General features: G+C 70.0%; 14 protein-coding genes. 5 read left to right on the forward strand and 9 right to left on the reverse strand.

Annotated elements, in window-relative coordinates; all coding sequences use genetic code 11:
- Nucleotides 1-4 precede the first annotated feature (4 nt).
- From secF to yajC, 3 genes are all read right to left on the reverse strand, one after another.
- Complete coding sequence (gene secF, locus W7S_RS16460; RefSeq protein WP_008258308.1) at nt 5-1,294, reverse strand: protein translocase subunit SecF; 1,290 nt, start codon at nt 1,292-1,294, stop codon at nt 5-7.
- A 4-nt stretch (nt 1,295-1,298) separates the two neighbouring features.
- Nucleotides 1,299-3,098, reverse strand: a complete 1,800-nt coding sequence (gene secD, locus W7S_RS16465; RefSeq protein ID WP_014712014.1) for a protein translocase subunit SecD — start codon at nt 3,096-3,098, stop codon at nt 1,299-1,301.
- A gap of 112 nt (nt 3,099-3,210) precedes the next feature.
- Entirely contained in the window at nt 3,211-3,537 is a 327-nt protein-coding gene (gene yajC / locus W7S_RS16470; protein WP_008258310.1) for a preprotein translocase subunit YajC, read from the reverse strand.
- Nucleotides 3,538-3,748: 211 nt separating this feature from the next.
- Here yajC and gabT point away from each other — a divergent pair, with 211 nt between their 5' ends.
- Both gabT and car read left to right on the forward strand, forming a co-directional pair.
- Nucleotides 3,749-5,089, forward strand: a complete 1,341-nt coding sequence (gabT, locus tag W7S_RS16475) for a 4-aminobutyrate--2-oxoglutarate transaminase (RefSeq protein WP_009953660.1) — start codon at nt 3,749-3,751, stop codon at nt 5,087-5,089.
- A gap of 139 nt (nt 5,090-5,228) precedes the next feature.
- Entirely contained in the window at nt 5,229-8,753 is a 3,525-nt protein-coding gene (gene car, locus W7S_RS16480; protein WP_014712015.1) for a carboxylic acid reductase, read from the forward strand.
- Between the two features lie 63 nt (nt 8,754-8,816).
- Here car and W7S_RS16485 read toward each other — a convergent pair whose 3' ends face one another.
- The 6 genes from W7S_RS16485 to ruvC form a co-directional block, all read right to left on the reverse strand.
- Nucleotides 8,817-9,509 (reverse strand): hypothetical protein, encoded by a 693-nt coding sequence (locus W7S_RS16485; protein WP_008258315.1) that lies wholly within the window; start codon nt 9,507-9,509, stop codon nt 8,817-8,819.
- Nucleotides 9,510-9,638: 129 nt separating this feature from the next.
- The gene (locus W7S_RS16490; protein ID WP_014712016.1) at nt 9,639-10,025 is read right to left on the reverse strand and encodes a DUF1304 domain-containing protein; all 387 of its coding nucleotides are present in this window, start codon (nt 10,023-10,025) and stop codon (nt 9,639-9,641) included.
- A 98-nt stretch (nt 10,026-10,123) separates the two neighbouring features.
- The gene (locus W7S_RS16495) at nt 10,124-10,810 is read right to left on the reverse strand and encodes a hypothetical protein (protein WP_014712017.1); all 687 of its coding nucleotides are present in this window, start codon (nt 10,808-10,810) and stop codon (nt 10,124-10,126) included.
- A gap of 93 nt (nt 10,811-10,903) precedes the next feature.
- Nucleotides 10,904-11,953, reverse strand: a complete 1,050-nt coding sequence (gene ruvB, locus W7S_RS16500; protein WP_014712018.1) for a Holliday junction branch migration DNA helicase RuvB — start codon at nt 11,951-11,953, stop codon at nt 10,904-10,906.
- A 52-nt stretch (nt 11,954-12,005) separates the two neighbouring features.
- On the reverse strand, nt 12,006-12,605 hold the full coding sequence (gene ruvA / locus W7S_RS16505) for a Holliday junction branch migration protein RuvA (RefSeq protein ID WP_014385306.1): 600 nt from the start codon (nt 12,603-12,605) through the stop codon (nt 12,006-12,008).
- Nucleotides 12,602-13,156 (reverse strand): crossover junction endodeoxyribonuclease RuvC, encoded by a 555-nt coding sequence (gene ruvC / locus W7S_RS16510; protein WP_014385307.1) that lies wholly within the window; start codon nt 13,154-13,156, stop codon nt 12,602-12,604. Before ruvC ends, ruvA begins: the two co-directional genes overlap by 4 nt.
- 193 nt (nt 13,157-13,349) lie before the next feature.
- On the opposite strand from ruvC, the gene W7S_RS16515 reads away from it, so the two are divergent.
- The 3 genes from W7S_RS16515 to W7S_RS16525 are packed head-to-tail and all read left to right on the forward strand — an operon-like array spanning nt 13,350 to nt 14,922.
- Nucleotides 13,350-13,961 carry a DUF4178 domain-containing protein gene (locus W7S_RS16515; RefSeq protein WP_009956149.1) on the forward strand — a complete coding sequence of 204 codons (612 nt, stop codon included), beginning with the start codon at nt 13,350-13,352 and terminating at the stop codon, nt 13,959-13,961.
- A 17-nt stretch (nt 13,962-13,978) separates the two neighbouring features.
- Nucleotides 13,979-14,494, forward strand: a complete 516-nt coding sequence (locus tag W7S_RS16520) for a DUF2617 family protein (protein WP_014712019.1) — start codon at nt 13,979-13,981, stop codon at nt 14,492-14,494.
- Entirely contained in the window at nt 14,491-14,922 is a 432-nt protein-coding gene (locus W7S_RS16525; RefSeq protein ID WP_009955062.1) for a DUF4247 domain-containing protein, read from the forward strand. Before W7S_RS16520 ends, W7S_RS16525 begins: the two co-directional genes overlap by 4 nt.
- Nucleotides 14,923-14,924: the final 2 nt, after the last annotated feature.

The raw sequence follows: 14,924 nt of genomic DNA on the forward strand, positions 1-14,924 counted from the left end.
GCGTCTACCGCCGGCCGACGTTCCGCTTGCCGGTGGGACGACGGGTCCCGGTCGGCCGCACGGGACGGGCCCCCGGCGCAGGCTTGCTCGGCGCGGGCTTGGACGGCTCCGACGCCGTCGACGCCGATTCGCCGGCGTCCGCTTTGGTGTCCCCGGCGGCCTCGTCGTCGGCGTCCGGCGCGTTCTCGGCACCCGCGCGCGCACCGCCGGCGCGCCGCCGCAGGACGCGGCGGGTGTGGGTGCGCACCAACTCGGTGCGTTCGCGCATGCTGACCAGCAGCGGCGTGGCGAAGAAGATCGAGGAGTAGGTGCCGACGATGATGCCGATCAGCTGCACCAGCGCCAGGTCCTTCAGGGTGCCGACACCCAGCAGCCACACCGCCACCACCATCAGCGCCAGCACCGGCAGCACGCCGATCAGGCTGGTGTTGATGGACCGCATGAACGTCTGGTTGATCGCCAGGTTGGCCTCTTCGGCGAACGTGCGCTTGGGTTTGTGCTGGAAGCCGTGGGTGTTCTCCTCGACCTTGTCGAACACGATGACGGTGTCGTAGAGGGAGAAACCGAGGATCGTCAGCAGGCCGATGACCGTGGCCGGGGTGACCTCGAAGCCCACCAGCGAGTACACCCCGGCCGTCACGGCCAGGTCGAAGAACATCGCCGCGATCGCGGCCAGCGTCATGTACCGCTCGTAGCGGACCGTGATGTACACGCCGACCAGCGCCAGGAACACCACCAACGCGAACAGCGCCTTCATGGTGATCTGGTCGCCCCAGGTCTCGGAGACCGCCGAGTCGCTGATGGCCTGCTTGCTCGGCTTGCCGTCGGGTCCCTTGGGCCCGAACGCGTCGAACAAGGCGTTGCGCAGCTTGGTCGTCTGGTCATTGGACAGCGTCTCGGAGCGAATCTGCACGGTCGCCGCCGCGCCGTTGCCGACGACGACCACCGATTCCGCATCGTTGCCGAGGGTCTTGCGGAACACGTCCTGGACCTGGGAGGTGCGCACCGTGCCGTGCGTCCCGTTGGCGGGCATCGACACCGTGGTACCGCCGTTGAAGTCGATGCCGAAGCTGAAGCCCCGCAACACGATGCTCAAGAGCGCGACCGCGACGATCGCGCCGCTGATGCCGAACCACAGCCGCCGCCGCCCGACCACCTCGAACGCGCCGGTGCCGGTGTAGAGGCGCGAGAGGAAGCTGTGGTGCGGCGCCCCGGTGGTGCCGGCGGCGCTGGCGGTCAATTCCGCTGTGCCTGCCGAGGTTTCGGTGATCTCGGTCGCGTCATTGGAGGCCATCACGTCATCCCCGTCCCGTCGTGACCTGCGACGAACCCCGGCGTTCGCGGGCGACCTGCTGGATTGCGCCCAGGCCGTTGTATGCGGGCTTCGCCAACGTCGGTGACTTGGAGGCCAGGTAGACCAGCGGCCACGTCACCAGGAACACCACCACCAGGTCCAGGATCGTGGTGAGGCCCAACGTGAATGCGAAGCCCTTCACCTGGCCGATCGCCAGCGCGTAGAGCACCGCGGCGGCCAGGAAGGTGACCGCGTTGCCCGACACGATCGTCTTGCGCGCCCGCGTCCACCCGCGCGGGACCGCCGACCGGAACGAACGCCCTTCGCGGATCTCGTCTTTGATGCGTTCGAAGAAGACGACGAACGAGTCGGCGGTGGTGCCGATACCGATGATCAGACCGGCGATGCCCGCCAGGTCGAGGGTGTAGTTGATCTGGCGGCCCAGGATCACCAGGATCGCGAAAACCATTGCGCCGGAAGCGGCCAGCGACAGCGCCGTGAGCAGTCCCAGCACCCGGTAGTAGAGCAGCGAATACAGCAGCACCAGGACCAAGCCGATCGCGCCGGCGATCAGCCCCGCGCGCAGCGATGTCAAACCCAGTGTCGCCGAGACGGTTTGGGCCTCCGAAGATTCGAACGACAGCGGCAGCGAACCGTATTTCAGGACGTTGGCCAGCTGCTTGGCGGTCGCCGCGGTGAACGGCGGGTCGCCGCCGCTGATCTGGGTGCGGCCGCCGGGGATGGCTTCTTGGATCATCGGGGCGCTGACGACCTGCGAGTCCAGCGTGAACGCGGTCTGGGTGCCGATGTGGGCGGCGGTGAAGTCCGCCCAGGTGTTGGCCGCCGCGGACTTGAACTGAAGGTCGACGACGTAGCCGATGCCGCGCTGGTTCTGGCTGGAGGTGGCGTCCTGGATCTGGTCACCGCTGATGATCGACGGTCCCAGCAGATAGGCGACCTTGTGGTCGGTCGAGCAGGTGATCAGCGGCTGGGTGGGGTCATCGTTGCCGGCCAGGATGTCTTCTTTGTCGCAGCGCGTCGCCTGGAACTGCAGGGCCAGGAACTGGATGCCCTGCCGGGTGCTCTGCCGCCACTTCTTCTCATCGGCGATGCGCTCGGCGAGGTCCTTGCGTGGATCCGGCGGCGCGGGTTGCTCGGCCGGCGGCGCCCCGGGGGCCGGGGCAGCCGGGGCGGGAGGCGCGGGGGTGGGCGCCGGCGGCGGGTCCTGCGGGTAGGGGCGGGGCTGGGCGCCCGGCTTCGCTCCCGGCGCGGGCTGTCCGGCCGGGGGCGGGGCCGGTTGGCCCGGTGCGGGTTGGGCGCTGGGCCCGGGTTCTGCGGGCGCGGGTTCTGCGGGCGCGGGCTGCCCCGGGGCGGGCTGGCCGGGCGCGGGCTGGTGCGCCGGGGGCTTGGGCTCGGCGCTTTGGGCCGGCATCGAGTTGAGCACCGGACGGATGTACAGCCGGGCCGTCTGGCCCAGGTTGCGGGCCTCGTTGCCGTCGTTGCCGGGGACCGTGATGATCAGGTTGTCGCCGTCGACGACGACCTCCGAGCCGGACACGCCGAGCCCGTTGACGCGGGCGCCGATGATCTGCTGCGCCTGCGCCAGCGCCTCGCGGCTGGGGCGCGAGCCGTCCGGGGTGCGCGCGGTCAGCGTGACGCGGGTGCCGCCCTGCAGGTCGATCCCGAGCTTGGGGGCGGCGCGCTTGTCGCCGGTGAGGAACACCAGCAGGTAGACGCCGATGAGCAACACCAAGAAGACCGACAGGTAGCGGGCAGGGTGCACCGGCGCCGAAGACGATGCCACGTTCCTTCTATCTCCTCGAGAATCGGTTACTTACCCCGGACAGAGCCTAGAAAAGCCTACGTGGCCCCGAGGAGCCCGTCGCGCAAGCCGCCCTCCCCCGAAGTATTAGGCGTCAGGAATCCTTGGCGACCGAGCCCTCGTCGGCGGGCTCGTCCCCGTCGACCAGATCCTCGTCGTCGTCGGGCAGGATGCGGTCGCGGATCGCCAGCTTCATCCAGGTGGTCACCACGCCGGGGGAGATCTCGAGGTCGACGGTGTCATCGGTGATCGCGACGACGGTGGCCTGCAGGCCCGACGTGGTGTGCACCCGGTCGCCCGGGCTCAACGACTCGTGCAGGTCGATGGTGGCCTGCATCGCGCGCTTCTGGCGCCGCGACGCGAAATACATGAACCCGCCCATGATGAGCAGGAACGGCAGGAACAGGATCAAACTCTCCATGGGCGCGCCTGTGTCTTTCTGTCTTCGGATTTCGGGGGTGGGTGCCGGTGCGACGCGGACGCCGCGCACCTCATCACGGTCCAGTGTGCCCGTTCAGTCTGGCAGGCCGCGGCCCGTCACCGGCCGCCGCGGTGCGACCGATGCCCGCCGGAGGCAAGCTCGATAGGCTTTCAACGTGGCGTGACACGCGCGCCGCGGGAGGGAGTACGTGGTGGCCGGCCTCGAGCAGACTCGCCAACTGGTCACCGAGATCCCCGGCCCGCTCTCGCTGGAACTGAGCAAGCGCCGGGCGGCGGCGGTGTCGCACGCGGTCAACGTCTCCGTCCCGGTCTTCGTGGCGCGCGCCGGCGGCGGCATCATCGAGGACGTCGACGGCAACAGGCTCATCGACCTCGGCTCCGGCATCGCGGTGACGACCATCGGCAACTCGGCGCCCCGGGTGGTCGACGCCGTGCGCGCGCAGGTCGCCGAGTTCACCCACACCTGCTTCATGGTGACGCCGTACGAGTCGTACGTCGCTGTCGCCGAGACGCTCAACCGGATCACCCCGGGCTCCGGCGAGAAGCGCTCGGTGCTGTTCAATTCCGGCGCCGAGGCCGTCGAGAACGCCGTCAAGGTCGCGCGGGCCTACACGCGCAAGTCCGCGGTGGTGGCGTTCAACCACGCCTACCACGGCCGGACCAACCTGACGATGGCGCTGACCGCGAAGTCCATGCCCTACAAGGCCGGCTTCGGCCCGTTCGCGCCGGAGGTCTACCGGGCGCCGCTGTCCTACCCCTATCGGGACGGCCTGATCGACAAGGAGCTGGCCACCGACGGGGAGAAGGCCGCCGCGCGGGCCATCCGGGTCATCGACAGCCAGATCGGCGCCGACAACCTGGCCGCCCTCCTGATCGAGCCGATCCAGGGCGAAGGCGGGTTCATCGTGCCGGCCGAGGGATTCCTGCCCACCCTGCTGGAGTGGTGCCGCAGGAACGACGTGGTGTTCATCGCCGACGAGGTGCAGACCGGTTTCGCGCGCTCGGGCGCCATGTTCGCCTGCGAACACGAGGGCATCGAGCCCGACCTGATCTGCACCGCCAAGGCGATCGCCGACGGGCTTCCCCTGTCGGCGGTCACCGGCCGGGCCAACATCATGGACGCGCCGCACGTCGGCGGCCTCGGGGGCACCTTCGGAGGCAACCCCCTGGCCTGCGCGGCGGCCTTGGCCACGATCGAGACGATCGAGAGCGACGGGCTGGTCGAGCGGGCCCAGCAGCTGGAGCGGCTGATCACCGAACCGCTGCTGCGGTTGCAGGCCGGCGACGACCGGATCGGCGACGTCCGTGGGCGCGGCGCGATGATCGCGATCGAGTTGGTGAAGTCGGGGACCGCCGAGCCCGACAAGGAGCTGACCCAGAAGCTGACCGTCGCCGCCCAGGCGGCCGGCGTCATCGTCCTGACCTGCGGCATGTTCGGCAACATCATCCGGCTGCTGCCGCCGCTGACCATCGGCGACGAGCTGCTGGCCGAGGGAATCGACATCTTGAGCGGGTTGTTGCGCGACCTGTAAGGCCCCGCCCCCGTGGGCAATCTCACAACCACGCCATAGGCCGTATCATGGTGGAATACCGTTACTTTAGCTAACGTTCTATGTGTCAGCGCCGACGCGCGTGTTGACTCACTATCTTTCATTCGCAAGGGATCTGTTTATGTCGACTGCCATTCATGACGAACACCTCGACCGTCGCATCGAGGAACTCATCGCCAACGACCCCCAGTTCGCCGCCGCCCGACCGGACCCGGCGATCACCGCCGCCACCGAAGCGCCCGGGCTGCGGCTGCCGCAGATCATCCGGACCGTGCTCGACGGCTACGCCGACCGGCCTGCCCTGGCGCAGCGCGTCGTGGAGTTCGTCACCGACGCCAAGACCGGGCGGACGACGGCCGAGCTGCTCCCCCGTTTCGAGACCATCACGTATGGCGAACTCGGCGAACGGGTTTCGGCCCTCGGCCGTGCCTGGGCCGGCGACGCGGTGCGCCCCGGCGACCGCGTCTGCGTGCTCGGCTTCAACAGCGTTGACTACGCCACCATCGACATCGCGCTGGGCACCATCGGGGCCGTGTCGGTGCCGCTGCAGACCAGCGCGGCGATCTCGTCGCTGCAGCCGATCGTCGCCGAGACCGAGCCCAGCCTGATCGCCTCGAGCGTCAACCAGCTGCCCGACGCGGTGGAGCTGATCCTGGCCGGCGACCACGTGCCCGGCAAGCTCGTCGTGTTCGACTACCAGCCCCAGGTCGACGACCAGCGCGAGGCCGTGGAGGCCGCCGCCGCGCGGTTGGCCGACTCCGGCGTCGCGGTCGAGGCGCTCGCCGACGTGCTGCGGCGCGGCAAGGACCTGCCGGCCCCCGAGCTGCCGGCGAGCGACGAGGACTCGCTGGCCCTGCTGATCTACACCTCCGGCAGCACCGGCGCGCCCAAGGGCGCGATGTACCCGCAGAGCAACGTCGGCAAAATGTGGCGGCGCGGCAGCAAGAACTGGTTCGGGGAAAGCGCCGCGTCGATCACCCTCAACTTCATGCCGATGAGCCACGTCATGGGGCGCGGAATCCTCTACGGCACGTTGGGCAACGGCGGCACCGCGTACTTCGCCGCCCGCAGCGACCTGTCCACCCTGCTCGAGGACCTCGAGTTGGTGCGGCCCACCGAGATGAACTTCGTCCCCCGCATCTGGGAGACGCTGTACGGCGAATTCCAGCGCCAGGTGGAGCGGCGGCTGACCGACGGCGATGCGGGCCCAGAGGCCCGCGAGACTGTGGCGGCCGAGGTGCTGGCCGAGCAGCGCCAGTACCTGCTGGGCGGGCGGTTCATCTTCGCGATGACGGGCTCGGCACCCACCTCGCCGGAGCTCAAGGCGTGGGCCGAGTCGCTGCTGCAGATGCACCTGATGGACGGCTACGGCTCCACCGAGGCCGGAATGGTGTTGTTCGACGGGGAGATTCAGCGCCCGCCGGTGATCGACTACAAGCTGGTCGACGTTCCGGACCTGGGCTACTTCAGCACCGACCGCCCGCATCCGCGCGGCGAGCTGTTGTTGCGCACCGAGAACATGTTCCCCGGCTACTACAAGCGGGCCGAGACCACCGCCAACGTGTTCGACGACGACGGCTACTACCGCACCGGTGACGTGTTCGCCGAGATCGCGCCCGACCGGCTGGTGTACGTCGACCGCCGCAACAACGTGCTCAAGTTGGCCCAGGGCGAGTTCGTCACCCTGGCCAAGCTGGAGGCGGTGTTCGGCAACAGCCCGCTGATCCGCCAGATCTACGTCTACGGCAACAGCTCCCAGCCCTACCTGCTGGCCGTGGTGGTGCCGACCGAGGAGGCCTTGGCGGACAACGATCTTGAGTCGCTCAAGCCGAAGATCGCTGACTCGCTGCAGAAGGTCGCCAAGGAGACCGGCCTGCAGTCCTACGAGGTGCCGCGCGACTTCATCATCGAGACCACGCCGTTCACCCTGGAAAACGGTCTGCTGACCGGGATCCGCAAGCTGGCGTGGCCGAAGCTCAAGGCGCACTACGGGGAGCGGCTCGAGCAGATCTATGCCGATCTGGCCGCGGGACAGGCCAACGAGTTGGCCGAACTGCGCCGCAGCGGCGCGCAGGGGCCGGTGCTGCAGACCGTGAGCCGGGCCGCGGCCGCCCTGCTGGGCGCCTCGACCGGCGATCTGTCCGGGGATGCCCACTTCACCGATCTGGGTGGAGACTCGTTGTCCGCGTTGACGTTCGGCAACCTGCTGCGCGAGATCTTCGACGTCGACGTGCCGGTGGGCGTGATCGTCAGCCCGGCCAACGACCTGGCGGCCATCGCCGCCTACATCGAGGCCGAGCGCCAGGGCTCCAAGCGCCCGACGTTCGCCGCCGTGCACGGACGCGGCGCCACGACGGTGCACGCCAGTGACCTCACGCTGGACAAGTTCCTCGACGAGGCGACCCTGGCCGCCGCGCCCAGCCTGCCCAAGCCGGCCACCGAGGTCCGCACCGTGCTGTTGACCGGCGCGACCGGCTTTCTGGGCCGATACCTGGCGCTGGACTGGCTCGAGCGGATGGACATGGTCGACGGCAAGGTCATCGCCCTGGTGCGGGCGAAGTCCGACGAGGAGGCGCGCGCCCGGCTGGACAAGACCTTCGACAGCGGCGACCCAAAGTTGTTGGCCCACTACCAGCGGCTGGCCGCCGATCACCTGGAGGTCATCGCGGGCGACAAGGGTGAGGCCAACCTCGGCCTGGACCCCCAGACCTGGCAGCGACTGGCCGAGGAGGTCGACGTCATCGTCGACCCTGCCGCGCTGGTCAACCACGTGCTGCCCTACAGCGAGTTGTTCGGCCCCAACGCCCTGGGCACCGCGGAGCTGATCCGGATCGCGCTGACGTCCAAGCAAAAGCCGTACACCTACGTGTCGACGATCGGCGTGGGCGATCAGATCAAGCCGGGCGAGTTCGTCGAGAACGCCGACATCCGCCAGATCAGCGCCACCCGCGAGATCAACGACGGCTACGCCAACGGCTACGGCAACAGCAAGTGGGCCGGCGAGGTGCTGCTGCGCGAGGCCCACGACCTGTGCGGCCTGCCCGTCACGGTGTTCCGCTGCGACATGATCCTGGCCGACACCACCTATGCCGGGCAGCTCAACCTGCCCGACATGTTCACCCGGCTGATGCTGAGCCTGGTCGCCACCGGTATCGCGCCCGGGTCGTTCTACGAACTGGACGCCGACGGCAACCGCCAGCGGGCACACTACGACGGTTTGCCGGTCGAGTTCATCGCCGCGGCGATCTCGACGCTGGGGACCCAAATCACCGACAGCGACACCGGCTTCCAGACCTACCACGTGATGAACCCCTACGACGACGGCATCGGGCTGGACGAGTACATCGATTGGCTGATCGAGGCCGGGTATTCGATCGAGCGGATCGCCGATTACTCCGAGTGGCTGCGGCGGTTCGAGACCTCGCTGCGGGCCCTGCCCGATCGGCAGCGTCAGTACTCGCTGCTGCCGCTGCTGCACAACTACCAGAAGCCGGAAAAGCCGATCAACGGCTCGATGGCGCCCACCGACGTGTTCCGCGCGGCGGTGCAGGAAGCGAAAATCGGCCCCGACAAAGACATCCCGCACGTCTCGGCGCCGGTGATCGTCAAGTACATCACCGACCTGGAGTTGCTCGGACTCCTCTGAGGTGAGCCAAACAGCAAGTCGCCCAGCCCTTTTGGGGCTGGGCGACCTGTTTCGGTGTGCCGACTACTGTTGCGGGTGCGGCCAACGCAGATACGCGGCGTTGCCCCCTGATCCCGCGCCCGCGCGGTGGCGGCGCCATCCCCGCTTTGGTTCGGGGTCAGACGACGCGCGCGGCTTGGTCAGCGCACCCGAGGAGACCTCGGCCGGCTGCTCGTAAACCGAGTCCCGATACGGCTCAACGGCCGGTGTGCCCGTGGTGGCCGGCGCCAGCGGCTGCACGTCGCGCGCCAGGCGCACGGCGGTGCGCGCCAACACGACACCTCCGATGAAGATGATCAGCGCGCCCAGGCCCGAGAAGTAGGTGACCTCGAGCACCGCGCGCTTGCGGTCGGTCGCGGCGATCGGGTCACCGGCGGAGCCGATGCCCAGCAGCGGGGCGACGTCGCCGCCCACCACGAACCAGGCGCCGGCCAGCACGGCCAGCCAGCCGCCCAACATCGCGGCGACGCGGTTGCCGGCAACGATCAGCAGCAGGCCGCCCAGTGCGGTGGCCGCGCCCGGCGCGACTTCCAGCCAGCCCCGGGCCGTGCTCCACGCCCAGTTTCGGTCCGGCGTGTAGGCGAAGTTGAAGTGTGGACCGACAAACGGTATTAACGCCCCCCAGGCTCCCAGAATGACCAGGAGCAATCCGCTGACCGCGCCTCGCGAGCGCGGCATGCTCAGCGCGCTGGTTCGGCCGTCTTCTGCGTATTTCATGACATCCCCTCGTTGAATACCGGGCCTGTTTCCGGCTCGAGATGGGTACCCGGCGACTTCCACTAGTAACCCACGCGGCAAACGAAAGCCAAACGAGCGCCGTGGTTGTTGAGGCTGGTGAGACTGGTGTTACTGCTGAAGGCCGAGCAACAGCAGCACGATCGCCATCGCCGGAAAGGTGCCCTGGGCGAGCGCGGCGCGGGCCTTGTCGGGCGCGGACACCAGCAGCACCACCGCGGCCGCGGCCATCGATCCGATGCCGGCGAACACGAGCGCCGCGCCAACGGTGGTGTGCCCCAACGCAATTACGGCGATGCCGATGCCGGTGACGATCGCGAGGAACAAGTTGTAGAAGCCTTGGTTGAAGGCGAGCAGCTTCGTGGTTTCGGCTTCCGCGGGCGTGGTGCCGAAGGTGGCGCGGGCGCGCGGCGAGGTCCAGGTCAACGATTCCATCACGAAGATGTAGACGTGCAGTAACGCCGCCAGCGCGGCGAACAGCAGCGCGGTCGTGATCATCGCGTCCTCCTCGTCTCGCGGTCGCTCGCACTACCTTCGCGCAAAGCGGCACCGGCAGCCAAGGGCTGCCGGTGCCGTTCGTGTTGCCGGCTACCGTCCTAGACGCCGGCGTGGTGGCGGTGGAACAGGCCGCCGGGGCGGCGATGGAACAGGCCATGCCCGCCGCGCTCGCCGGGTGCCGCGTCGGCCGGCACCGCGTCCGTCCGTGCGGGCGCCGTGCCGCCCATCTCGTCGTACATGGCCGGTTGGGCCGCCGGCACGGCGGCATCGCCCGCCGCGGGCGCCGGTTGGGTCACCACGACGTCGCGCGCGTGCCGAACGGCCAAACGCGCCACGGCCGCCCCACCCAGGAACACGATCAGGGCGCCGAGACCGGTGAAGTAGGTGACCTCGAGCAGGGCGCGCTTGAGGTCCGCCGCGGCCGCCGGTTGGCCGACGTCCCCGATGCCCAGCGTCGGGGCGAACGCGCGGCCGACGACGAACCAGGCGCCGCCCAGCACCGCCAGCCAGCCGCCGAACACGGCGTTCGCGCGGTTGCCGGAGAGCAGCACCAGCAGGCCGCCCACCGCCGCGGCGACCCCGGGAAGCACCTCGAGCCAGCCTTTGGCCGCGGTCCAGGTCCAGGCCGGGTCGGTGGCGTAGGCCCAGTCGATGTTGGGCCCGAAGAACGGAACCAGCGCACCCCAAGCTCCCAACAGAATCAGGAGTAGCCCGGTCAGCGCGCCGCGGGTACGCGGCATGTACAGCGCGCGAGGGCGTTCGTAGTCGTGGCGCCTGTTCCTCATCTTCAATCTCCTTCACGAGGCGTGATTGTTGTGAGGTTGGTTACCCACGGCGCCGCGAAGTAACCGGATGGGGCCCGCGCGATCGTTTGCTGGCTACTCGAACAGGCCGGGCTGCCCGAGACCGGCCGCCCCGGCCGGCGGCGCCATCCCCAGGTGCGTCCACGCCTGGGCGGTGGCCACCCGGCCGCGTGGGGTCCGGGCGACCATGCCGGCGCGGACCAGGAACGGCTCGCACACCTCCTCGACGGTGGTCGCCTCCTCGCCGACCGCCACCGCCAGCGTCGACACCCCGACCGGGCCGCCGCCGAAGCTGCGGGTCAGCGCCGAGAGCACGGCCCGGTCCAGCCGGTCCAGTCCCAGTTCGTCGACGTCGTAGACCGCCAGCGCGGACTTGGCGACGTCGCGGGTGATCACGCCGTCGGCGCGCACCTCGGCGAAGTCCCGCACCCGGCGCAACAGCCGGTTGGCGATCCGCGGCGTGCCCCGCGAGCGGCGGGCGATCTCCTCGGCCGCGTCGCCGCCGAGTTCGATGCCCAGGATCCCGGCGGAGCGGGCCAGCACCCGCTCCAGCTCGGCGGGCTCGTAGAAATCCATATGGGCGGTGAAGCCGAAGCGATCGCGCAGCGGGCCGGTCAGCGCGCCGGACCGGGTGGTGGCGCCGACCAGGGTGAACGGCGCCACCTCCAGCGGGATCGACGTCGCGCCCGGCCCCTTGCCGACGACCACGTCGACCCGGAAGTCCTCCATGGCCAGGTAGAGCATTTCCTCGGCGGGCCGCGCGATGCGGTGGATCTCGTCGATGAACAACACGTCGTGCTCGACCAGATTGGACAGCATGGCCGCCAGGTCCCCCGCGCGTTCCAGCGCGGGGCCGGACGTCAGCCGCAGCGAGGAGCCGAGCTCGGCCGCGATGATCATGGCCAGCGACGTCTTGCCCAACCCCGGCGGCCCGGACAGCAGGATGTGATCCGGTGTGCCGCCGCGGTTTTTGGCCCCCTCGATGACGAGCTGCAGCTGTTCGCGCACCCGCGGCTGGCCGATGAACTCCCGCAGCGAGCGCGGCCGCAGGCTGACGTCGATGTCGCCCTCGCCGGGCGCCAGCGCGCCGGAGACGTCGCGGTCCGACCAGTCGTCGTCGGTCATGTGCGCCGCTCCTCCTCATCGCTGCGCTCTACATCGTCGTCGTCAGCGGGGGTCATCGGGACTTGCCCAGCAGCGACAGGGCGGCGCGCAGCGCACCGGAGGTGGTCGCGTCCTGCTCGGCGGCCAGCACCTTGTCGGTGGCTTCCTCGGCCTGCTTGACGGCGAACCCGAGGCCCACCAGGGCCTCGACCACCGGCCCGCGGACCGCGTGGCCGTTGAGCGCGGCGCCCGCGGGGGCCGCGCCCGCACCGGCGGCGCCCACCTTGTCCCGCAGCTCTAAAACCATCCGTTCGGCGCTGCGTTTGCCGATCCCGGGGACCCGGGTCAGCGCGGCGACGTCGCCGTCGTGCAGCGCCTGGCGCAGCGCGCCGGCGTCGTGCACGGCCAGGGTCGCCATCGCCAGCCGGGGCCCGACCCCCGACACCGACAGCAGGGTCAAAAACAGGTCGCGGGTGTCGGTGTCGGTGAAACCGTACAGCGTCATCGAATCCTCGCGGACGATCATCGCGGTGATCAGCCGCGCCTCGGTCCCGGTCCGCAGCGTGGACAGCGTCGACGGCGTCGCGTTCACCCGGTAGCCGACGCCGGCGGCCTCGATCACCGCATGGTCGAGCGCCACCTCGAGCACCTCGCCGCGCACCGCGGCGATCATCGGGCGGCCTTGAGCTTGGCCTTGTATTTCTGCCGCTGCTGGGCGGCCAGCGCCTCGGCGGCGGCCATCCGGGCGATCATCGGCGCCCGCCAGCAATGGCAGATCGCCAGCGCGAGCGCGTCGGCGGCGTCCGCCGGTGTCGGTTTGGCCTGCAGCGCAAGGATTCTGGTGACCATCGCGGTGACCTGGGCCTTGTCGGCCGCGCCGTTGCCGGTGACCGCGGCCTTGACCTCGCTCGGGGTGTGGAAGTGCACGTCGATGCCGCGCTTGGCGGCCGCCAGCGCGACCACCCCACCGGCCTGGGCCGTGCCCATCACCGTCGACACGTTCAGCTGGGAGAAGACCCGCTCGACCGCCACGACGTCGGGCTCATGCGTGGCCAACCAATGCTCGACGGCGTCACTGATCGTCAGCAGCCGCTCGGCGAGCGGCGCGTCCGACGGCGTGCGCACCACGTCGACGTCGAGCGCGACCACGGTGCGCCCGCGCCCGCTCTCGACGACCGACAGCCCGCACCGGGTCAGGCCGGGGTCGACGCCCATCACCCGCATTACCCGCTCCCACCTAGTAGAACAGCTGTTCGATACCCTAGCGGCCGGCACCGACGCGCCGCGGCTGCGACACGCGGCGGCGTCACCGATTCTGGGCCGATTCCCGGGCCGCGAGGTTACCGCGCCGGTGCCGCGAAAAAGCTGTTAGCTTTAGCCCACGTTCGCTCAAGCATCGTGGCAACGGAGGGTGCGCGTGGGATCTCTGCTGGTCGTGCTCGCCATCGTGCTGTTCATCGCGTCCATCGTGGTGCTCGTCATCGCTTTGCGCCGCCCCAAGCGGCCGGCCGAGCGCGCCGGGCGGCCGGATCCGCTCGCGTCGGACGCGATGCCGCAGTTCGGGCCGCGCCAACTGGGCCCCGGCGCCATCGTCAGCTACGGCGGCACCGACTACATCGTGCGCGGGTCGGTCACCTTCCGCGAGGGACCGTTCGTCTGGTGGGAACACCTGCTCGAGGGCGGCGACCAGCCGATCTGGTTCAGCGTCGAGGAGGACGACGGACGGCTGGAACTGGCGATGTGGATCACCCGCAAGGACGTCCCGCTGCGGCCCGGCGACCCGTACGTCGTCGACGGCGCGATGTTTCACGAGACCGAACGCGGCCGCGCCTCGTACACGACCGAAGGCACCACCGGGCTGCCGGCCGGCGGCGAGATGGAATTCGTCGACTGCACCAACGAGGACGAGACGGTCCTGCTCTCCTTCGAGCGCTGGGCCCCGGACATGCCCTGGGAGGTGTCGACGGGCAAGGCCGTGTCGCCCGGCGAACTCACCGTGTACGCGGCGCCCCCGCCCAGCCCCGCCTAGCGCGCGAGGTCAGGCCGGTGCCCCTTCATCAGCTCGCCGTGACCCCGGCGGACGTATCCGGGCAGCGGCTGGGGCTCGCGCTCAACGCGCCGGTCCCCGCGCCGCTGGCCACCTGCCGGCTGGACCATCCCTGCGGCGCCGGGGCGCTGCTGCTCGGGGTGCTCGGCGCGTCGCACGTCGTCGCGGTCGAGCACGCCGCGGGCCGGTTCTCCGAGGAAATCTCTTGCACGGCACGCAATCTCGGGGCCGACCTGCCCGAGCGCACCGACGCGCCCGGCTACCGCCTGCAATCGCGCACCGACGCCCGCGACGAGGCGGACTTCCGCCGCCTCGCCCACGACCTGCGCGGCCGCTGCGCCCGCCAGGCGGGCTGGCTCGGCGGCACGTTCCCGGGCGACGACGCCGCGCTGACCGTGCTGGCCGCCGAGCCCGACGGCGCCGGATGGCGTTGGCGGACATGGCATCTGTACCCGGGGCGTCCCGCGGGCTCCGGCGGGACCGTGGTTCACACGGCGAGCCGGTGGCAACCGTGAGCCGGACCCGCCTGTTCGTGATCTCCGGCCTGCTGGCGGCCGGCGCGGTGGTGTGCCTGATCACCGGAATCATCCTGTTGCAGAAGAACATCGCGTCGTACGTGGCGGGCCACTATCACGAGTACGCCCACGACGTGAACGGCAGGCGCTACCAGTGCAGCGGGTCGCCACGGCAGGCGGCCGACACGCTCGCCGCGTACGCGCACCCCGAGGCGCGCGCCGACAACGGCAACACCGAATACCTGCGGTACGCCAACAACATCGTGATCGTCGGGCCCGACGGGACCTACCCGTGCAGCATCCGCGTCGAGTCGCTGAGCGCCGGCTACAGCCACGGCGCGTTCATCTTCCTCGGTCCCGGATTCACCCCCGGCTCCCCGTCGGGCGGTTCCGGAGGCAGCCCCGGCGGCCCGGGCGGAACCAAGTGATG

Source organism: Mycobacterium sp. MOTT36Y, assembly GCF_000262165.1.
Classification (GTDB): domain Bacteria; phylum Actinomycetota; class Actinomycetes; order Mycobacteriales; family Mycobacteriaceae; genus Mycobacterium; species Mycobacterium intracellulare.